Here is a 19,299-nt window from a genome sequence, read left to right as displayed (position 1 = left end):
CCCTGTCCACGAGTGCGACCCCGTTCCGCTCGGGAACCAACTGAGGGCGGTGGCCACGCGCTCAACAGACGGGCCCGGTGGGGCAGTCGGCCGCGGTCAGCGGCCGGGCCCGATAGCGCACCCGGGCGCGGTCGGTCTGGTCGGCCGGCGGGTCGGGCGGTGCGGTCGGTCGTGGTCAGCGGGCGAGTGCGGTGACCCGGTCAGGTCAGGTGCGGCCGCGGCGGCCGCGTTTGACCCCGCGTGACGCCGGGAGTTCCGCGGCCAGATGGTCCGGCCAGGTCACCCGCACGGCGCCCTGCGCCTCCCACTCGACGGTCAGTTCCGCCAGGATCCGGACGGCGTCCTCGACGTGCTGGTCGGTCCACGGGAACGGCCCGGAACCCAGGCTCTGCCAAGCCTCCCGGACCATCGCCGGCGTCTGATCGGGGCTGCCGTCCTCGACCGCCCGGTGCACCACCCCGGCCAGCAGCTCCGCCATGGTCAACGTCTGCCGGTGCGCGTCGAGGAGCCGCTTGCTGCGGGCCGCCGCGTCATACCGCGGTTTGCCGCCGACCACCCGCATGTTGCTGAACACCCCGCCACCGGCGATCGCCCCGAACACCCCGCCGGACATCTCCAGCGCCCGCTCGGTCGCGTAGTGCGCAAGATCGTGCGGAACCTTGTGCTTCCGGTCATATCCCGGCAATTGCAGCGAGACCCCGTCGGCGCGGTGCACGGTGGCAACGATCGATCCGGTGGGCCCGCGAACGAACACGACGTGCATGCCCACATACTCGCACCGACACCACCCACCGGGAATCCTCCGATGCTGATGACTTCCCCTGATCCGCTGCCCTCTCCCGGCGCGCTTTCCCGACATTAACCCCATTCCCGGTACGCCCACCGCCGTCCCGCCACCCCTAAGCCCTCCGCAGGCGCCGCGTGCCGGCCCGCCCCGCGGTCGTCGGCTGTGCCGTACGGGTGTTTCGGGGCGGTTGAGGCACCCGTAGGTCCCAGCCGGGGTCGTGAGCCGCGGGGCCGCCGTGTGCACGGATTGCCGCGCGCTCGCGGTCGTCGGCTGTGCCGTACGGGTGTTTCGGGGTGGTTGAGGCACCCGTAGGTCCCAGCCGGGGTCGTGAGTCGCGGGGCCGCCGTGTGCACGGACTGCCGCGCGCTCGCGGTCGTCGGCTGTGCCGTACGGGTGTGTCCGGGTGGTTGAGGCACCCGTAGGTCCCAGCCGGGGTCGTGAGTCGCGGGGTTTCCGTGTGGACGGATTGCCGCGCGGTCACGGTCGTCGGCTGTGCCGTACGGGTGTTTCGGGGCGGTTGAGGCACCCGTGGTGGCCAGCCGGGGTCGTGAGTGGCGGGGTTTCCGTGTGGACGGATTGCCGCGCGGTCGCGGTTGTCGGCTGGGCCGTACGGGTGTTTCGGGGTGGTTGAGGCACCCGTGGTGGCCAGCCGGGGTCGTGAGTGGCGGGGTTTCCGTGTGGACGGATTGCCGCGCGGTCGCGGTTGTCGGCTGTGCCGTACGGGTGTTTCGGGGTGGTTGAGGCACCCGTAGGGCCCAGCCGGGGTCGTGAGTCGCGGGGCCGCCGTGTGCACGGACTGCCTTGCGGCGTACCGAAAAGGGCGGACTGAAAAGGGGCGACTGGGAGGGGGAGGACTTGCAGGGGACTGGCAGGGGACGGGCGGGGGGTCAGCGGGGTGGGGCGGTGGCGGCTACCAGGAGGTGGGCGCTTGCCGGGACCACCTCGGGTTCGGTGCTGAGCAGGCGGGCCAGGCGCAGGGCGCCGTCGAAGGTGGCGTCGGCGTGGGGGCCGGGCAGGGCGGCCTCGGCGGCGGGCCAGCCGGGGCCCTCGACGCCGTGGATCACGACGTCGGTGAGGCCGGCCGCCTCGCATTCGGCGGTGAGTTCGGCGACGCGGTGGAAGTAGGCGTGGGTGAAGCCGATCGAGGCGTCGTTGACGCCGTTGGTGAGCAGGCGTTCCGCGTCGCTCAGCACGTGGTCGCCGAAGCGGGCGGTGGCGAGCATGTCGATCGGGCCGGCGAAGCGGCTGATCGCGGCCGCCAGGATCCGGCCGCCGGGGCGGGTCACCCGGATCGCCTCGCGCAGCGCGCGCACCCGGTCGGCCGGTTCGTGCAGGTGGTAGAGCGGGCCGAGGAGCAGCGTGGCGTCCTGGGAGGCGTCCGGCTCGGGCAGGTCGCGGGCGTCGCCGACGACCGCGTCGATCGGCGGGGTGCCCGCCCGGGCCTGGTCCACGTGACCGGGGACCAGGTCGACCAGCCGGACCCGGTAGCCGTCGGCGAGCAGCTCCCGCGCGTAGGCGCCCGGGCCGCCGCCGACGTCGAGGACCGTGGCGGGGGCGGGCGGGAGCAGCTCGCGGAGCAGTTCGAGGGTGCGGATCCGCTCCAGCCGGGACTGCGGACGCCGCTGCAGCCGGGTGGCCTCCTCGTAGCGGTCCTCGTAGAAGGTGACGATCTCGTGCGTCGCGTGGTCCATTGCGGAATTCTCGCGGCGGCGTCGCCACCCGGCCACCCCATTACCGGTCCGGCGGCGCCGCCCGCCGGTCAGCCGACGTGCTGGGCGGCGAGGCGTGACTCGATGTCGGCCTGGACGGCGGCCAGGACGCGCGGCGGGGTGAGGTTGAAGGCGCCGCCCGGGTTGCGGAAGACGTAGCACGGGATCACCTCGAAGCTCCGCTCGCCGGTGCGCAGCCGCAGGAACCAGCGGGCGAAGTCGGCGTCCCGTTCGATCCCGGTGATCTCGGCGAGCGGGATCCGGTAGGTGTTCAGGAACCAGTGCTGGGTGACCGCCTCGTCGTCGACCACGGTCTTCCAGCGCAGGGCCACGAACGGGAACGCCAGCACCGCCGCGTAGATCATCAGCAGGAACGCCGACTTGCTGATCGTGTCGATGCTCGGCTCGGCGAGCAGCTGGACCAGGCCGGCCACGACGGACGCCGTCATGATCACGGTGACCGCCACGAAGATCCACGAGTAGTGCCGATAGACCCGCATGCGCGCATTCTGCCGTATCCGGTCCACGGCCCGGCCCCCGCCGCAGCGGGGGCCGGGGTCGAGGGATCAGGGATCAGCGGACCAGGTGGCCGCCCTTGTACGGCAGCTGCTTGGTCGCGGCGGCCTTGCGGGCGGCGGCGCGCAGGCTGCCGTCCGGGTAGAAGCCGGTCTTGGTCCGGGCCAGGGTCAGCACCGCGTGCGCGGCGGCGTCGCCCAGCTCGGCCAGGGCCTTCGGGTTGAGGTTGTTGATGTCGTCGCAGGCCTCGTGGTAGCAGGCGTCGTACGGCGCGCCGGCCGTGCCGCCGTAGACCGCGGCCTGCTCCGGCGTCTTCACGCCCTCGGCGCCGCTGAACAGGCCACCCGCCGGGATCCCGGCCAGGATGAACGGGCCGTAGTCGCTGCGCCCGTCGAACGCGGTCGGGTCGGTGGCCAGGCCCTGGTCGGCGAAGTACTTGTTGAACAGGCCCTCGATCTGGTCCGAGCCGTACGGTCCGGACGTGCCGGTGTCGGAGCCGTCACCGTCGTAGACGAACCGGACGTAGTTCGGCGAGCCGACCATGTCGAAGTTCAGGTTCGCGAAGATGGTGGTCAGCTCGGCGTCGCTGAGGTTGGCCACGTAGTGCTCGGACCCGAGCAGGCCGGCCTCCTCGGCGCCCCAGAAGGCGAACCGCACCTTCTGCCGCGGCTTGATCTTCAGCTTGGCCATCTGGACGGCGATCTCCAGGTTCTGCGCCGTGCCGCTGCCGTTGTCGTTGATGCCCGGGCCCTCGACCACCGAGTCCAGGTGGGCGCCGACCACCAGCACCTTGTCCGGGTCACCCTCGCGGCTGTCCGCGATGATGTTGCTGGTCTGCGCGGCGGCGTTGACCTCGGTGCTGGTCTGCACCCGGACCGTCACGGTGCCGGCCGCGGCCTGCGCGGCCAGCGCGCTGCCGTCGGCGAAGCTGAGCCCGACCACCGGGATCGTGCCCGGCCCGCCGAGGGTGCCGGTGAACAGGTCGGTCCGGCCCGGCTGGCCCTCGTTGAAGATGATCGCCGCGTCGTACCCGGCGGCCGCCGCGTTCGCGGCCTTCACCGCGAAGTCGCAGCCACCGCGCTGGATCAGCGCGACCTCCGGCGCGGTGGCCGAGGCCGGGGCGAAGTCGGCCGGCGTGCACCCGGCGGTGGAGCTGGGCGTCGGGGTGGGCGGCAGCACGTTGTTCAGGGCGGGCACCACCCGGCCGGTGACGTCCCCGCTGGCCGAGTAGTCGTAGGTGACCGTCTCGTACGTGGTCGGGGTCGGGGAGACCTGGGCGAGCTGCGCCGGAGCGAGTTCCCGGTAGAACGGGAAGGTGAACTTCTGTTCGGTGACCTTGTATCCGGCCTTCTTCAGCACGCTGGTGACGTAGGCGGCGCTGGCCGCGAAGCCTGGCGTGCCGGAGGCCCGGGTCCCGCCGTTCTGGGTGGCGATCCGCTGGAGCACACGTTCGTGCCCGAGGATCCCGGAGACGGTGACCGCGTCGCGCAGTTTCTTCGTGTTGATCTCGTCCACCGCTGATGCCGGCTGCGGCACCTGTGTGATGACCAGAGCGGCGGCGAGCGGAACGGCGATCATGCGTTTACGCACGTAGTTCCTCCACATTCGACGATCGCGACGGCCGTGAGCTGCCGCCGGGGTCGCCGGCTGCGCCCACGGCATCGAGGGTGATCAGCTTTCGCAGATTAACTGACTTGAATGCCGGGTTGGAAGCCTCGCCGTGTCACTCTGGGAAAAGCCGGTAAGGGGAAAATCCGAAAGCGGAGGAAAACGTTATGCGCGGCGAGATTTTCGAGTACGCCGGATCCACCGTCGAGCTGGTCGACGCCTCCACCGTCCTGGCCGCGGCCCGGGTGAACCCGGTCGACCTGGTGCATTCGGCGCAATGGCCACTCCCGGTACGGCGCGTCGAAGTGACCGTCTCGAGCGTGGAGACCGGCACCGGACCGGCGCATGTGTTCATCGCCCGGATCCACGCCGGCGCCGAGGAGATGACCCCCGATCGGATGCGCAAGCTGGTGCTCGGGCGCGATCCGCTCGGCGTGCTGCTGTCCAAGCGGATCGCCGAGGGGGACCCGGTGGCCACCCGGTTCGTCGACGGAGTGGGCACGGCGGCGGCCGCGGCGTACCGGAAACTGGGTTTTGACAAGACCACGGGCCCGGCGGCGGACCGCGGCCCGGGAGTCCTCGCGGACGCGGGTGTCGGCCTGCAGGCCGACGTGAGCCGGGAGGGCGACGGGGACGTCGTGCGGCTGCGGTCCGAGGTGCCGCGCGACGAGGTGACCGCGAACCATCTGCGCGCCTTCGTGACGCTGACCCTGCAGGCGGTGGCCGAGCTGGCCGGGCCGGAGTCGCTGCGCGGCCGGCGCTACGTGTTCAGCCGGGAGGCCGCCCCGCCGCCGGCGCCGGTCACCACCCAGGAGGTCACCCTGGACATGGTCGGCGGGCTGGCCGAGATCGTCGCCGAGCTGCGGCAGATCGCGGTGTCCTTCCGGCATCCGGAGGCGATGGCCCGCTGGGGCGCGCGCCGTCCGCAGGGCATCCTGATGTACGGACCGCCCGGCACCGGCAAGACGATGCTGTCCCGGGCCCTGGCGAACGAGATCGGCGCCGACTTCCGGGAGATCCGCACCCCGGAGATCCTGGACAAGTGGCTGGGCGGCTCGGAGCGCAACATCAAGCAGATCTTCCGGGACGCCCGGCGGTACCGGGTGCCGACGCTGATGCTGTTCGACGAGTTCGACTCGATCGTCAGCTACGCCGGGGCCGGCGGCGACGCGGCCAGCCAGGCGCTCAACGCGGTCGCCGGGATCTTCAAGCAGGAGATGAACGACCTGATCGAGGAGAACCCGAACGTGATCGTGGTGGCCACCACGAACTTCCCGCACCGGGTCGACGAGTCGCTGATCCGTTCCGGACGTTTCGACGTCAAGGTGAGCGTGCCGAAACCGGACGAGGTGAGCCGCGCGGAGATCTTCCGGAAGATGATCCACGGCCTGGCGGCGGCGCACGAGACGCCCGGCTTCCGGATGTTCGCCGACGATCTGGACGTGGCCGCGCTCGGGGTGGCGAGCACCGGGATGACCGGCGCGGACATCAAGGAGGTGCTGCGCCGGGTGCAGATGACCAAGGCGATGCAGGACGCCCGGACCGGCGGCCTGGTCGAGCCGATCTCCCAGCAGGAGCTGCTCGCCGAGGTCCGCGCCCTGCGCGGCAACGTCTGACGACCGGGTCAGCCGCTGACTGACGACTCACCGTCGCGTGCCCAGCGCGGCGTCCACGTGCCGGCCGTGGTCCGAGCGGCCGGGACGGCGGCCAGGTGGGCGCGCAGGGCGGCCAGCGCCGGGTGCGGATCGTCCCGGCGCCAGAGCAGCGAGTGCGGGTAGACCGGCGTCGGATCGACCACCGGGATCCGGCGCAGGCCGTGGCTCTCCGGCCAGATCAGCCGGGTCCGCGCGCCGATGAAGGTGGCCAGCGCCGGGGTGTCGGCGACGGTGTCGAGCAGCGCGTCGGCGCCGAGGTTGGGGCCGGTCGCCTCGATGGTCAGGCCGAACTCGGCGGCCAGCTCGGCGTAGTAGGCGGTCCACTCGGTGCCGGGTGCCAGGCCGGGCATCCAGATCCGGTGCCCGGCGAGCCGGGCCACCGGCACCGAGCCGGCCGCGGCCAGCCGGTGCCCGGGCCCGGCCAGGAGCTGGAGCGGCTCGTCCAGCACCCGGACCGCGTCGATCCCGTCCGGCAGCTCGGTGGCGACCGCCCGGAACGTCGCGTCGATCGCGCCGGAGCGCAGCGCCGCGACGGCCGTCCCGGCGTCGAACAGCTTCATCACGTCGAGCTCGATGTCGGGATGGGCCCGGTGGAAGTCACGCAGCAGGCCGGACGAGGCCAGCCGGGAGGCCAGCACGTCGACCCGCAGCGGCCGCCGGCCGGGGCGCACCGACTCGGCGGCCCGCTCGGCGACCCGGAGCAGCTCCCGCGCGTGCGGCAGGAACGCCTGCCCGTCGATGGTCAGCTCGGCGCCGCGCGGAGTCCGGGTGAACAGCCGCACCCCGAGGTGGCGCTCCAGGCCGGCGATCCGCTTGGAGACCGCCTGCTGGGTGATCGACAGATCGGCCGCGGCCTCCTGGAACTGGCCGGCCCCGGCGGCGGCGACGAACGTGCGGACGGCCTGGAGATCCATGGCCGCATCGTATTCGTACAACCGACGGTTGTGCGTGGTCGGCGTGTCGGTTGTTTGATCGGCGGCCGGGGAGGTTGCTTGGATTCCGGCCGTGAGAGCACAGCGGTTGTTGTGGATGTCGTTCGCGGTGAGCACCTTCGGCACCTGGCTCGGGTTCGACGCGTTCCCGTTGATCGCGATCCTGGCGCTGGACGCCGGGCCGGCCGAGGTGTCACTGCTGTCGGCGGCCGGGCTGGCCGTCGGGGCGGTGGTCGCCGCGCCGCTCGGTCCGTGGGTCGAGGCGCGCCGCAAGCGGCCGGTGATGGTCGGGTCGGACCTGCTTCGCTTCGCCGCGCTGGCCAGCGTGCCCGCCGCCTACGCCCTCGGCGGCCTCACGCTCACACAACTGCTGGTTGTCTCGGTCGTGATGTCCGCAGCCGGCATCGCGTTCCGGGCGGCCAGCGGCGCCTACCTGAAGGTCCTGGTCCCGCCGGCCGGCCTGCTCGCCGTCAACGGGCGCTTCGAGGCCACCGCCTGGACCGCCACGGTTCTCGGGCCGCCGCTCGGCAACGCGGCGATCGGCCTGTTCGGCCCGGTCACCACGGTGCTGGCCGACGCGGTCAGCTATCTGGTGTCGGCGGCGGGCCTGCGCGCGATCGGCGGCGGTGAGCCGGCGCCCGCCACCGTCGGCGGCGCCCGGCCGCACGTCGGATGGGGCTATCTGCTCTCCCGCCCGTTCTTCGTCAACACCATCCTGGTCAACGGCCTGATCCTGGCCACCGCGCCGCTGCTCGCCGTGCTGATGCTCGGCCCGCTCGGCTTCGCCCCCTGGCAGTACGGCCTGGCCTTCGGCCTGCCGTGCCTCGGCGGCCTGCTCGGCTCCCGGCTGGCCCGCCCGCTGGTGACCCGGTTCGGCGAGGAGAGGGTGCTGCGCGTCGCCGGGGCGCTGCGCGCCTGCTGGTCGGTCGGGCTGGCCTTCGTCGGTCCCGGCCCGGCCGGCCTGGCGCTGGTCATCGCCGTCCAGTTCGGCCTGGTCACCTGCATGGGCGTGTTCAATCCGGTGTTCGTCACCCACCGGCTCACCCGGACCCCGGCGGACCGGGTGGCCCGGACCCTGTCCGCCTGGTCGGCGGCCGGCAACGCCACCGTCGCCGCGCTGACCGTGCTGTGGGGCCTGCTGGCCGCCGTGATCGGCCCCCGCCTCGCGATCGGGGCGGCCGGCGTGCTCCTCCTGGCCACCCCGTTGCTGCTGCCTAGAAGGGCGCAGCCCGCTCGATGATCGCCGCGGTGTCCACCCCGGCCGGCAGGGTGCCGAACGTGTGCCCCCAGTCCCCGCCCAGCCGGCTGGCGCAGAACGCGTCGGCGACGGCGGCCGGCGCGTGCCGGACCAGCAGCGAGCCCTGCAGCACGAGCGCCATCCGCTCGACGACGCGGCGCGCGCGTACCTCGAGCTCGCTCTGATCCGCGAGCTGACCGCGCAGCTCCCGCACCGCCTCGTCGAGGCGCCGGTCGGCGCCGCTCGCGGCGGCGGCCTCGGCGAGGAATACCTCCAGGCTGTCCGGCGACCGGTGCAGCGCCCGCAGCACGTCGAGGGCCTGCACGTTGCCGGAGCCCTCCCAGATCGAGTTGAGCGGCGCGTCCCGGTAGAGCCGGGGCAGCCCGGAGTCCTCCACGTAACCGTTGCCGCCCAGGCACTCCAGGGCCTCGCCCACCACGGCCGGCTGCCGCTTGCACACCCAGAACTTGCCGACCGGGATGGCCAGCCGGCGGAACGCCTGCTCGGCCTGGTCGCCGCGGACCGCCCGGTCGACCGAGCCGGCCAGCCGCATCGCCAGGGCGGTCGCCGCCTCGGACTCGATCGCCAGGTCGGCGAGCACGTTGCGCATGGCCGGCTTGCCGATCAGCGGGCCGCCGAACGCGGAGCGGTGCTTCACGTGGTGGATCGCCTGGACCAGGGCGGCGCGCATCCCGGAGGCCGAGCCGGTCACGCAGTCCAGCCGGGTCATCGACACCATCTCGATGATGGTCCGGACGCCCTGACCCTCGGCGCCGACCAGCCAGGCGACGGTGTTGTCGAACTCCGGCTCGCTGGAGGCGTTGCTGCGGTTGCCGAGCTTGTCCTTGAGCCGCTGGATCCGGAACGTGTTGCGGGTGCCGTCCGGCAGGACCCTGGGGACGAGGAAGCAGGACAGGCCGCCCGGGGCCTGGGCGAGGACCAGGAACAGGTCGCACATCGGAGCGCTGGTGAACCACTTGTGGCCGGTCAGGCGATAGGTCCCTGTTTCCGGCGAGAACACGGCCTTCGTCGTGTTGGCGCGGACATCGGAACCACCCTGCTTCTCGGTCATCCCCATGCCGGCGAGCAGCCCGCGCTTCTCCGTCGGCGGGCGCAGGCCGGGGTCATAGGAGCGGCTGGCCAGCAGAGGCTCGAACGACGCCGAGAGAGCGGGATTGTTGCGGAGTGCCGGCACCACCGCGTAGGTCATCGAAATCGGACACCCGTGCCCCGCCTCCGGCTGCGCCCAGACGAAGAACCCCGCCGCCCGAGCCACATGCGCCCCCGGCCGCGGATCAGTCCAGGCGGCCCCGGCCAGCCCCTCGCCGACCGCGACGTCCATCAGCCGATGCCACGAGGGGTGGAAGTCGACCTCGTCGAGGCGGTGACCGTAGCGGTCGACCGGGAGCAGGCGGGGCTCGTACCGGTTCGCCTCGTCGGCCCAGCGCTGGGTCTCCTCGCTGCCCGCGCGCAGGCCGAGCTTGTGCAGGTCGGCGTCGGCCCAGCCGGCGCCCTCACGCCGCACCGCCTCGGTGAGCGCGGCGTCGGCGGCGACGTCGTAGCCGGTCAGGGGCGGCGGCTGGTTGAACACCTCGTGCGTCACGCCCGCACCCTACTGCACGGTAACCGCGAACAGGAGGGGCCCGGAGTGCCTACCGTGGTCTGGTGATCCAGGCGTTCCTCGGATGGTTGCGCGTGCCCGGGCGACTGCCCCTGCTGAGCCTGATCGCGGTGATCCTGCTCGTCACGTTCGTGCCGCTCTGGCTGATCACCATCCGCGCCTTCGACAACCTGGAGCAGCGGGAGAACAGCAGCGAGGCTGAGGAGCTCCGGGTCGCGGTCGACGCGCAGCTGCAACGGCTCAGCGACTTCGGGCTGACCAACTCGATCTGGAGCTCGTCGTACGACGACATCCGGCTCGGCGACCAGCGGAGCTTCGCGACCGACCTGCCGGCCTCGGTGCTCGGCCCGCGGTACGGCATGACCGCGGCGATCGGCACCGACCTGGCCGGCAACGTGCGGGTGGGCGGGGCGATCGACGGGTCGGCGTACGCGCCGCTGCCCGACGCCCTGCGTGACCCGGCGACGCTGCGCGGCCTGTTCGCCCCGGACGGCGTGGCCGGCGCCGGCACCTGCGGGGTGCTCAGCGTGGCCGGCACCCCCACCGAGTTCTGCGGCTTCCCCGCCTACCCGGACGCCGGCAGTCCCGGCCGCCCGTCCGGCGGCCTGCTGGTCTTCCGGGCCCTCGACGCGGCCGCGATCGCCGAGATCACCGGGCAGACCCACGACAACCTGACGATCCGGGCGGCGGCCCGGGACGGCAAACGGCACGCCGACCTGACCGGCTCGTTCGGCACCATGACGGTGACCACCGCGGTGGTCGGCGACCAGGTGGCGGTGGACTGCACGATCACCGGCGTGGACGGCGTGGCGTTCACCCTCGAGGTGCTGGTCGACCGGCCGATCCGGGCGCTGGCCGAGCAGACCCTGCTGCTGATCGGCCTGATCCTGCTGGCCGCCATGGTGATCCTCAAGGTGGCGGCCGGCCGGCTCATCCGGGGCGGGGTGGGCGCCCACGTGCGGCCGCTGCAGAAGGCCGTCGAACGCATCATGAAATCCGGTGACCTGCACCTGCGGGTGCCCCGGGCCGGGCTGTCCGACCTCGACCGGCTCGGCGACTCGATCAACGACATGCTGGGCGCGCTGGAGCGCGACGAGCGCGACCTGGCCGAGACCCACGAGCGGCAGGAGCGGGAGCGGACCGAGCAGCTGGCGGCCCAGGAGCACGACCGGGAGGAGGCGCTGCAGCGGGTGCAGGCCGAGTCGAACCAGATCATCGGCAGCGTGGCCTACCAGCTCAGCGACGCGGTCCGGGAGGTGGACGCGGTGCGCGCCTCGGTGCACGACATCAACGCCGGCGCGGCCACCGCGCACGAGGCGACCGAGCAGATGGCCGAGCACGCCACCCAGGCCGACCGGGCCGCCGAGGCGCTCAGCGTCAGCCTGCCGGCCACCAGCGAGATGGTGAAGATGATCGCGTCGATCGCGGGGGAGACCCGGATGCTGGCGCTGAACGCGACGATCGAGGCGGCCCGGGCCGGCGAGGCCGGGCTCGGCTTCGCGGTGGTCGCCGACGAGGTGCGCAAACTCGCCGACAACACCGCGGAGAGCACCGAGCGGATCACCGCCACGCTCGGCGCGCTGACCGCGTCGGCCACCGACGTGTCCCGGGCGGTGGCCACCATGACCGACACCATCGGCAGCGTGCGGTCGGCGATCGAGCAGGTCCGCGCGGTCGCCGACGGCCAGCAGCACAGCATCAGCGGCCTGGTGAACCAGGTGCAGAACGCGATCGGCCAGATCGAGAACCTGGGCGACCGCAAGGAGACCGCGGCGGAGCTCTTCTAGGCGTCCGGTCCGCTTCGGCTCGCGCTCAGTCCCTTTACGGTACGGCCGGAGCGCCCGTGGTCAGCAGACCGTCGGCTTGGCGTGGCCGGCGCACGGCTCGTTGCCGATCGCGTCGTTGACCCGCTCGCTGATCTGGCGCAGCTGCTTGTACTGCGTCGGGGTGAGCGCGTCGATCAGCAGCCGGCGCACCCCGGCGACGTGCCCGGGGGCGGTGGCCACCACCTTGTCCCAGCCGGCGTCGGTGAGCACGGCCAGGGTGTAGCGCCCGTCGGTCGGGTCGGGCTCCCGGTAGAGCCAGCCCTTGGACTCCAGCCGGCGGGCGGTGTGCGAGAGCCGGGACAGCGAGCAGGCGCTGAACTCGGCCAGGTCGCTCATCCGGCGGCGGCGGTCCGGCTGCATGGAGAGGCCGGCGAGCACTTGGTACTCGAAGAAGGACAGGCCGGAGTTGTGCTGGAGGTCGGCGTCGAGGGCGGCCGGCAGCCGGGTGATCATCTTGATCATGGCCAGCCAGGTGGCGGTCTCCTCTTTGTCGAGCCAGCGCGGCTCCTCAGCCTCTCGCTGCTCGGTCGTCATGGCGACAACCTTAGCTTGAATCCTCAACCCCGCCGGTGATCCTCACGACTTGAATCATCAACCGACACGACTTGACGGTTCAACTCATCTCGGCCTACCTTGAGTTGACGGTTCAAGTCGCGAAGCAACAGGAGCAGCACCGATGAGCATTCTTCGTATCGACGCCAGCATCCAGGGCCCGCACTCCGCGAGCAGCGCGCTCGCCGACATCGCCGAGGCTGCCTGGCTCGAGACCGCGCCGGACACCAAGTTCGTCCGCCGGCACATCGGCAACCAGCCGCTGCCCTCGGACGCCTGGCAGCACGCGGTCCAGGCCAGCTGGCTCCCCGAGGCCGACCGCACGGACGCGCAGAGCCGGGCCCTCGCGCTGGCCAACGAGCTGGCCGCCGAGCTGCGTGACTCGGACGGCGCGATCCTCGCCCTGCCGTTCTACAACTACGGCGTCTCGCAGCACGTCAAGATCTGGTTCGACCTGGCCATGGCCGGCGGCAGCCAGGGGGAGAAGCTGCTCGACGGCAAGCCGGTCATCCTGGTCACCACCCGCGGTGGCGCCTACGGCCCGGGCACCCCGCGCGACGGCTGGGACCACAACACCGCCTACCTGCGTCGCGTCGTCGCCGACATCTGGGGCGCCGACCTGACCCTGATCGAGCGGGAGTTCACCCTGGTCGGGGTGAACCCGGCGCTCGACCCGTTCAAGGAGACCGCGGCCGCGATGCAGGAGGCCGCGCACACCGCGGCCGCCGAGGCCGGCCGGGCCCTCGCCGCTCGCTGATCCCGCCGCCAGTTCGTCCCCGTCGCGCTTCGCGGCGGGGACGCTGGGTATATGCGGCGCATGTGGAAGGGGCGGGAGATCTCCCTCGGGGTGCGGACCACCGAGGCGGCCGGGGCGGCGATCGGGCTGCTGGTGCCGTTCGGGGTGATCGCGGCACTGGTCCTCGGGAAGTCCGGCGAGCTGCGGGAGCTCGACAACGACGTGACCGACGCGCTGCACGTCTACGCGGTCGGGCATCCCGGCTGGGTGGAGGCGATGGACTGGTGGAGTCTCGTCTTCCACCCGAACACCTGGCGGCTGGCCGCGCTGGTGCTGGCGATCTGGCTGGCCCGGCGGAACGAGGTGGTGCTCGCCTGGTGGGTGGCGGCGACGATGGCCGCCGGGGGTGCGCTCGGTGGCGTACTCAAACTGCTCTTCGGCCGTCATCGGCCGGACCTGCTCGATCCGGTGGCCCGTGCCACCGGCTTCTCCTTCCCCTCCGGGCATGCGCTCAACGCGGCCCTCGGCGCGGCCGTCTTCCTGCTGGTCCTGCTGCCGCGCGTGCGCGGGCGCGGCGGGCGGCTGGCGCTGTGCGCGGCCGGCGTGCTGCTCCCGGTGATGACCGCCTACAGCCGGGTGGCGCTCGGGGTGCACTGGACCAGTGACGTGGTGGCCGGGCTGCTGCTCGGGGTGGCGGTCCCGGCGGTCACCGTCGCGGTGTTCCAGGGCCGGCGTGTGCGGGAGCGCGCGATCGGGTAGAAGGGCGCCGTGTCCACATTCGTTGTTCAGGCGTTCAAACGAGTGATACTGCCGGTCGCGGCGATCCTGCTGCTGCTGATCGGGATGGGGCTGCTGCTCACCCACGTGCTCGAGCACACCTGGCCGTTCACTGTGGAGGACGGGGTGAACCGGGCGTTCGAGGACGCGCGCACCCCGGACCGTACCGAGGTCTCCGGATTCTTCAGCGCGGTGGGGAACACCTCGTCGATCATCGCGGTGACCGCGGTCCTCGCCCTGATCCTGCGGCTCACCCTGCACCGCTGGCGCGAGGCGATCTTCCTGTGCCTCGCGGTGACCGCGCAGGCCGTGGTCTTCTTCTTCACCACCCTGGCGATCGACCGGCCGCGGCCGGACGTGCACCGGCTCGACCCGTCGCCGCCGACGTCCAGCTTCCCGTCAGGGCACACCTCGGCGGCGTTCGCGCTCTACGTCGGACTGGCGATCGTCTTCGCCGTGCTGGCCCGGCCGGCCTGGCTCAAAGCGCTCTGCTGGGGGCTCGTGCTGGTGCCGCTCGCGGTGGCCACCGCCCGGATGTACCGGGGCATGCACCACCCGAGCGACGTGCTGTCGTCCTTTGTGAACGCCTCGCTGTGCCTGTTCGTGATGGCCCGCGGCGTTCTGGACCCCCACGTGCCGTGGAAGATCACTAAAGTGGGTTCATGGTCCCCTTCGACTTCCCCGGCGAGCCGACGCCGAACGGGTACAGCAACGTCGTGACCATCCACGAGGGCAGCCGCCTGATCTGGACCTCCGGTCAGGTGGCCGCCGGGCCGGACGGCGCCGTGCCGGACGGCTGGGAGGCGCAGACCCGCCAGGTGTTCCGCAACCTGGGGGCCGCGCTCGCCCAGGCCGGCGCGGCCTGGGCGGACGTGGTGAAACTGACCTTCTACGTGGTGGACACCGACGAGCTGCCGGTGGTCCGGGCGGTGCGGGACGAGTTCGTGAACGTCGCCGCCCCGCCGACCAGCACCCTGATCCGGGTGGCCGGTCTGTTCCGCCCGGAGTTCCTCATCGAGGTCGAAGCGGTCGCCGCGATCTAGGGTCTGTCCTGCCGGTCACGCCTCGCCCTCGCTTGATCGGCAGGACAGACCCTAGCCGTAGGGCAGCTGGGTCGCGTTGAGCTGCTCCCACGCGGCTCGCAGCTCGGCGACCAGCGCGGGCTGCCTGGCGGCCAGGTTGGCCTGCTCGCGCGGGTCGGCCTCCAGGTCGTAGAGCAGGTCCGCACCGGTCGCGGTGGACCGCAGGTACTTCCACTTGCCGCGGCGCAGCGCGCGGGACGCCCGGGTCCGCCAGAACAGGTCGTGCTCCGGGGCGTCCGCGCCGCGCAGCAGGTAACCGGCGAGGCTGGTGCCGTCCAGCGGGTACGCCGGGTCCGGCGCGACGCCGGCGATCTCCAGCAGCGTCGCGGTCCAGTCCGGCGTGATCACCGGCTGGTGGCTGACCTGGTGCCCGCGGATCCGGGCCGGCCAGCGGACGATCGTCGGCACCCGGATGCCGCCCTCGTTCAGGCCGGCCTTGTTGCCGGTGAGCGGCCACTGGTACGAGAACCGCTCGCCGCCGTTGTCGCTGGCGAAGACCACCAGGGTGTTCTCCTCCTGGCCGGTCTGGCGCAGCGCGGTGAGCACCTGGCCGATCCGGGTGTCCAGGTTCTCCACCATCTTCCGGTAGGTGTCCAGCGACCCGCCGTCATTGTGGAAGATCGCCTGCAGGTTGCCGGCCTTGATCTTCGCGGTGATCTCGGCGCTGACCGCGCGGTCGCCGGGCGCCTCCCACGGCCAGTGCGGGCTGGTGAAGTTCAGGTTCAGCAGCCACGGCGCGGTGTGCTCACGCCGGACGAACGCCTCGGCCCGCTCGGCCAGGATGTCGGTGTAGTAGCGGTCGTCCTGGACCGGGGTCTCGCCCTCGTACAGGTCGTACTGCCCGGTGTGGCTGTACTTCGAGTAGTAGTCGAGGCCGCCCGAATAGTTGCCGTAGAACTCGTCCCAGCCCGACTTCAACGGGCCGAAGTGCGGCAGGAAGCCGCCGTGCCACTTGCCGATCAGGGCGGTCGCGTAACCGGACTTCTTCAGCAGCGAGGCGAGCGTCGGATGGCCGGCCGGGATGCCGTCGGTGGCGTTGGCCGCGCCGATCGGCTCCGGCAGGCCGCCCGGGATCCGGCCCGGGTACCGGCCGGTGTAGAGCGAGACCCGGGTCGGCGAGCAGACCGCGCCGGCCGAGTAGGCCTGGGTGAACCGGACCCCGGCGCGGGCCAGACGGTCCAGGTGCGGAGTCTTGATGTCGACCGCGCCGTAACTGCTCAGGTCGGCCCAGCCGAGGTCGTCGGCCAGGATGAACAGGATGTTCGGGCGCTTCGCCGGCTTCCCGTGCCCGGCCGGCGCGGCCTGGAACGGGCGCTCGGCGGCCTCCGCCTCGGCCGGCAGCGTGGTCGCGGCGGCGGCGCCGGCCAGGGCGCCGAAGACGCCGCGCCGGGTGGTGCCACGGTTCGTCACATCATCTCCTATGGATCCGTCGGTGCCGCGCCGACATTACCTATAGGAAAGATGGGTTCACAGGGTTGTCTCACGTGCTGGGGGCACTGTGGTGATCATCGCGATGAGGCCGAGGAGGAGCAGCGCGGCCCAGGCGGCGAGGGCGGCACGGTGCGGGTCGATCTCGGCGTTCCATGGGTCCCAGGGTGTCGCCGGGGCGTTCCTCGACGCTGCGACCTCGACGTCACTCGAAGTGCCGACCTCGGCGTCGCTCCATGCGCCGATCTCGGCGTCACTCCACGCGCCGGACTCGGGGTCGCTCCACGCGCCGAACTCGGCGGCGCCTGTCGCTCCGCCCACGGCGTAGCCGCAAGCGACATGGATGGAACAGGGCGAGTAGTCGGGGAGGGCTGTCGTCGCCGTCCCGAGGTAGAGAGTCGTGCTGGACGGCTCGTAGATTTCGCGGATCGCGACAGGATGGACACGTTCGTTGAGCGCCGGGTTGCCGGCGGTGGCGCCCAGCGCGCCGACCAGCAAGCCGGCCAGTGGCAGCAGGCCCAGAGTGGCAGGCCTGGTTGCCCGGGTGCCGGTCAACGCCGCCAGCGCGGTGAGGATGAGGGCGAGTGCGATCGGCATCAGGGCCCACAGCCGGAGGGTGGTCAGCGTCGCGGTGCCGGGAGGCCGGCCCAGGCCCGCCAGCCACCAGGTCGTCGTCAGCACGGCCGCTGCGAAGGCGATCGCTGGGATCAGGAGCCGCTTGCGCCGCCGGAGCCGGACGTGTGGCTGGGGCTGCTCGGATGGTGGTCGGGGCTGCGGGTCGTGTCGCTCGGATGCCGGGCCGGGGTGCTGCGCCGCACCCAGCAGCAAGCCGCCGGCCAGGAAGAGGCCGCCGGCCGCCAGTGCCCACTGGTTGAGCAGGGCGATCAAGCCGTCGCCGGCGAGGGTGGCGGTCGGCCATCCGGCGCCGCCGGGGTCCGCGTCGGTCAGCGCCGCGGACAGGGTGAGCAGGAACAACCCCGCGATGGTCCAGCGACGCGGCCCGGTCCAGGTCGCATGCCGGATGGCGTACGCCGTGAGCGCCGCCATGGTGAGCGTCCCGCAGTAGGGGAACGGCGGCCGCCCCCACGCCGCCAGCCCGAGGATCAGCGACCCGGCGAGGATCACGGTTCCGCGGGCCCACATGGTCGTCTGCATCCCCGGCATTCTGCCCAATTCGGGCCTATCACCTGCACCCGCGATCCGGTGGAATCCACTGGCCGGACCGGTGAGTCACGCCGGGCGTTCCGGCGCGGGGACGGGTGGGAACGGCTCGGTCACGTAGTCGCGCCCGGCACTCGGCGAACTTTACGAGGCCCCGTGGTCGCGGCGCTCCAGGAAGTCGTAGACGTCCCGGTTGTCGACGCCCGGGAAGGTGCCCGGCGGCAGCGCTGCCAGCAGGTGCGAGTGCACCCGGGCGCTCGGCCACGCGTTGCCGGCCCAGTTCTCCACCAGCTGCGCCGGCGGGCGGCGGCAGCAGTCCGGATCGGGGCAGGTCGAGACGGTACGCCCGGACACGTCCCCGCCCCGGAACCAGCGCGCGTGCTCGTACGGGGTCCCGACGGTCACCGAGAACTCCCCGGACCGGGTCGACTCCACGTGCACCGTGCACCAGTACGTCCCGGCCGTGGTGTCGGTGAACTGGTAGAACGACGAGTACGGGTCCTCCGCCTCGAACACCGTCCGGGACGCCCACTTGCGGCAGACCGGCTGCCCCTCGATCGCCCCGGTCACGTCGGACGGGAAGCGCACGTTGTCGTTCTCGTACGCCTTGTAGACGATCCCGCTCTCGTGCACCCGGGCGAAGTGCACCGGGATCCCGAAGTGATGGGTCGCCAGGTTGGTGAACCGGTGCGCCGCGGTCTCGTAGGACACCCCGAACGCGTCCCGGAAGTCGTCGATCGCCAGGGCCCGGTCGGCTTTCGCCTCGGACAGGAAGTCGACCGCGAACTTCTCCGGCATCAGCAGCGCCGCCGCGAAGTAGTTGACCTCGACCCGCTGGCGCAGGAAGTCGCCGTAGTCGGCCGGGTCGTTGTGCCCGAGGACGAAGTGCCCGAGCGTCTGCAGCACCACGCCCCGCGGGTCGTGGCCCTTCCCGCTGGCCACCTGCGGGAGATAAATTCGGCGATTCTTCAGGTCGGTCACCGACCGCGTCGAGCTGGGCAGGTCGTTCACGTAGTGCAGGGTGAACCCGACCTGCGCCGCCACGTCCAGGATGCCGCGCTGCGAGAGCGGGCCGGTGGTGTGCCGTACCGAAAGCAGGATCTTGTTGGCCGCGGCCTCGATCTCGGCGAAGTAGTTGTTGCGTTTGCGCATGTCAGCGCGCAGCTGCGCGTTGGCGCGACGGGCCACCTCCGGGGTGGCGCTCTGCTCGGTGAGCAGCCGGTTGAGTTCGCGGTGTAGCCCGATCAGCGACTCCAGGGCGTCCGGCGGGAGCCTGCGGCCACCTTTCACCACGGGCAGGCCCAGAGCAGAATATGCCGGGTTCTTCTGAAAGTGCGCGAGCTCGATCTCCAGCCCGGCGCGCCGGCTGGGCGCCTCGGCCCGCAGCAGGTCCTGCATGGGCACGCCGAGCGCCGCCGCGATGCCCTGCAGCACGGAGAGCTTGGGCTCCCGTTTCCCGTTCTCGATCAGCGACAGCTGCGAGGGGGCCCGGCCGACCGCCGCGCTGAGCTGGTCCAGCGTCATGCCTTTCGAGCGGCGCAAATGCCGCAAGCGCTGTCCGAGCGTCACGAGATCGACAGAGTCTGAAGATGAAGCGGTCACGTGTTTCAACTTATCAGAAATTTTTCACTTCTTCTCTTACGGAAGGCCTTTTAAGGGGCTGGTGGGATCC

At 72.0% G+C, this 19,299-nt stretch carries 17 protein-coding genes; 7 read left to right on the top strand and 10 right to left on the bottom strand.

Features of this window, described 5'->3' with window-relative positions:
• Positions 1-205: 205 nt before the first annotated feature.
• The 4 genes from BJY16_RS39045 to BJY16_RS39030 all read right to left on the bottom strand — a co-directional run bounded on the left by BJY16_RS39045 (position 206) and on the right by BJY16_RS39030 (position 4,602).
• Positions 206-763 (bottom strand): hypothetical protein, encoded by a 558-nt coding sequence (locus BJY16_RS39045; protein ID WP_185044553.1) that lies wholly within the window; start codon positions 761-763, stop codon positions 206-208.
• Between the two features lie 911 nt (positions 764-1,674).
• Entirely contained in the window at positions 1,675-2,478 is an 804-nt protein-coding gene (locus BJY16_RS39040; protein WP_185044552.1) for a class I SAM-dependent methyltransferase, read from the bottom strand.
• A gap of 68 nt (positions 2,479-2,546) precedes the next feature.
• Positions 2,547-2,996: a hypothetical protein gene (locus tag BJY16_RS39035; protein ID WP_185044551.1), complete on the bottom strand. Its 450-nt coding sequence runs from the start codon at positions 2,994-2,996 to the stop codon at positions 2,547-2,549.
• Positions 2,997-3,069: 73 nt separating this feature from the next.
• Complete coding sequence (locus tag BJY16_RS39030; RefSeq protein ID WP_203758873.1) at positions 3,070-4,602, bottom strand: M28 family metallopeptidase; 1,533 nt, start codon at positions 4,600-4,602, stop codon at positions 3,070-3,072.
• A gap of 185 nt (positions 4,603-4,787) precedes the next feature.
• Here BJY16_RS39030 and BJY16_RS39025 point away from each other — a divergent pair, with 185 nt between their 5' ends.
• Positions 4,788-6,236, top strand: a complete 1,449-nt coding sequence (locus tag BJY16_RS39025) for an AAA family ATPase (RefSeq protein WP_185044549.1) — start codon at positions 4,788-4,790, stop codon at positions 6,234-6,236.
• Between the two features lie 8 nt (positions 6,237-6,244).
• Here BJY16_RS39025 and BJY16_RS39020 read toward each other — a convergent pair whose 3' ends face one another.
• On the bottom strand, positions 6,245-7,189 hold the full coding sequence (locus BJY16_RS39020) for a LysR family transcriptional regulator (RefSeq protein ID WP_185044548.1): 945 nt from the start codon (positions 7,187-7,189) through the stop codon (positions 6,245-6,247).
• Positions 7,190-7,280: 91 nt separating this feature from the next.
• Here BJY16_RS39020 and BJY16_RS39015 point away from each other — a divergent pair, with 91 nt between their 5' ends.
• Positions 7,281-8,447, top strand: coding sequence for an MFS transporter (locus BJY16_RS39015; RefSeq protein ID WP_239176907.1), 1,167 nt, complete (start codon positions 7,281-7,283; stop codon positions 8,445-8,447).
• Here BJY16_RS39015 and BJY16_RS39010 read toward each other — a convergent pair.
• Entirely contained in the window at positions 8,422-10,047 is a 1,626-nt protein-coding gene (locus BJY16_RS39010; protein ID WP_185044547.1) for an isovaleryl-CoA dehydrogenase, read from the bottom strand. The two genes, BJY16_RS39015 and BJY16_RS39010, sit on opposite strands and share 26 nt — an antisense overlap.
• A 62-nt stretch (positions 10,048-10,109) precedes the next feature.
• On the opposite strand from BJY16_RS39010, the gene BJY16_RS39005 reads away from it, so the two are divergent.
• Positions 10,110-11,852: a methyl-accepting chemotaxis protein gene (locus BJY16_RS39005; protein ID WP_185044546.1), complete on the top strand. Its 1,743-nt coding sequence runs from the start codon at positions 10,110-10,112 to the stop codon at positions 11,850-11,852.
• 60 nt (positions 11,853-11,912) lie between these two features.
• Here BJY16_RS39005 and BJY16_RS39000 read toward each other — a convergent pair whose 3' ends face one another.
• Positions 11,913-12,425: a MarR family winged helix-turn-helix transcriptional regulator gene (locus tag BJY16_RS39000; protein ID WP_185044545.1), complete on the bottom strand. Its 513-nt coding sequence runs from the start codon at positions 12,423-12,425 to the stop codon at positions 11,913-11,915.
• 142 nt (positions 12,426-12,567) lie between these two features.
• Between BJY16_RS39000 and BJY16_RS38995 the strand changes: the two genes are divergently transcribed.
• From BJY16_RS38995 to BJY16_RS38980, 4 genes are read left to right on the top strand one after another with little or no spacing between them, the layout of a single operon-like run.
• Positions 12,568-13,200 carry an NAD(P)H-dependent oxidoreductase gene (locus BJY16_RS38995; RefSeq protein ID WP_185044544.1) on the top strand — a complete coding sequence of 211 codons (633 nt, stop codon included), beginning with the start codon at positions 12,568-12,570 and terminating at the stop codon, positions 13,198-13,200.
• A gap of 51 nt (positions 13,201-13,251) precedes the next feature.
• Positions 13,252-13,938 carry a phosphatase PAP2 family protein gene (locus tag BJY16_RS38990; protein WP_185044543.1) on the top strand — a complete coding sequence of 229 codons (687 nt, stop codon included), beginning with the start codon at positions 13,252-13,254 and terminating at the stop codon, positions 13,936-13,938.
• A gap of 9 nt (positions 13,939-13,947) precedes the next feature.
• Positions 13,948-14,676 (top strand): phosphatase PAP2 family protein, encoded by a 729-nt coding sequence (locus BJY16_RS38985; protein WP_185044542.1) that lies wholly within the window; start codon positions 13,948-13,950, stop codon positions 14,674-14,676.
• Positions 14,619-14,999 carry a RidA family protein gene (locus BJY16_RS38980; RefSeq protein ID WP_185044541.1) on the top strand — a complete coding sequence of 127 codons (381 nt, stop codon included), beginning with the start codon at positions 14,619-14,621 and terminating at the stop codon, positions 14,997-14,999. Before BJY16_RS38985 ends, BJY16_RS38980 begins: the two co-directional genes overlap by 58 nt.
• A gap of 51 nt (positions 15,000-15,050) precedes the next feature.
• Here BJY16_RS38980 and BJY16_RS38975 read toward each other — a convergent pair whose 3' ends face one another.
• The 3 genes from BJY16_RS38975 to BJY16_RS38965 all read right to left on the bottom strand — a co-directional run bounded on the left by BJY16_RS38975 (position 15,051) and on the right by BJY16_RS38965 (position 19,196).
• Positions 15,051-16,448 (bottom strand): sulfatase-like hydrolase/transferase, encoded by a 1,398-nt coding sequence (locus BJY16_RS38975; RefSeq protein ID WP_185044540.1) that lies wholly within the window; start codon positions 16,446-16,448, stop codon positions 15,051-15,053.
• 57 nt (positions 16,449-16,505) lie between these two features.
• Positions 16,506-17,621 carry a hypothetical protein gene (locus tag BJY16_RS38970; protein ID WP_185044539.1) on the bottom strand — a complete coding sequence of 372 codons (1,116 nt, stop codon included), beginning with the start codon at positions 17,619-17,621 and terminating at the stop codon, positions 16,506-16,508.
• 150 nt (positions 17,622-17,771) lie between these two features.
• Positions 17,772-19,196, bottom strand: a complete 1,425-nt coding sequence (locus BJY16_RS38965) for a helix-turn-helix domain-containing protein (RefSeq protein WP_311775341.1) — start codon at positions 19,194-19,196, stop codon at positions 17,772-17,774.
• Positions 19,197-19,299: the final 103 nt, after the last annotated feature.

Origin of the sequence: Actinoplanes octamycinicus (genome assembly GCF_014205225.1) — a bacterium.
Classification (GTDB): Bacteria; Actinomycetota; Actinomycetes; order Mycobacteriales; family Micromonosporaceae; genus Actinoplanes; species Actinoplanes octamycinicus.
The sequence above is the reverse complement of the archived record's forward strand: the minus strand, read 5'-3'. Positions and strand labels throughout refer to the sequence as shown.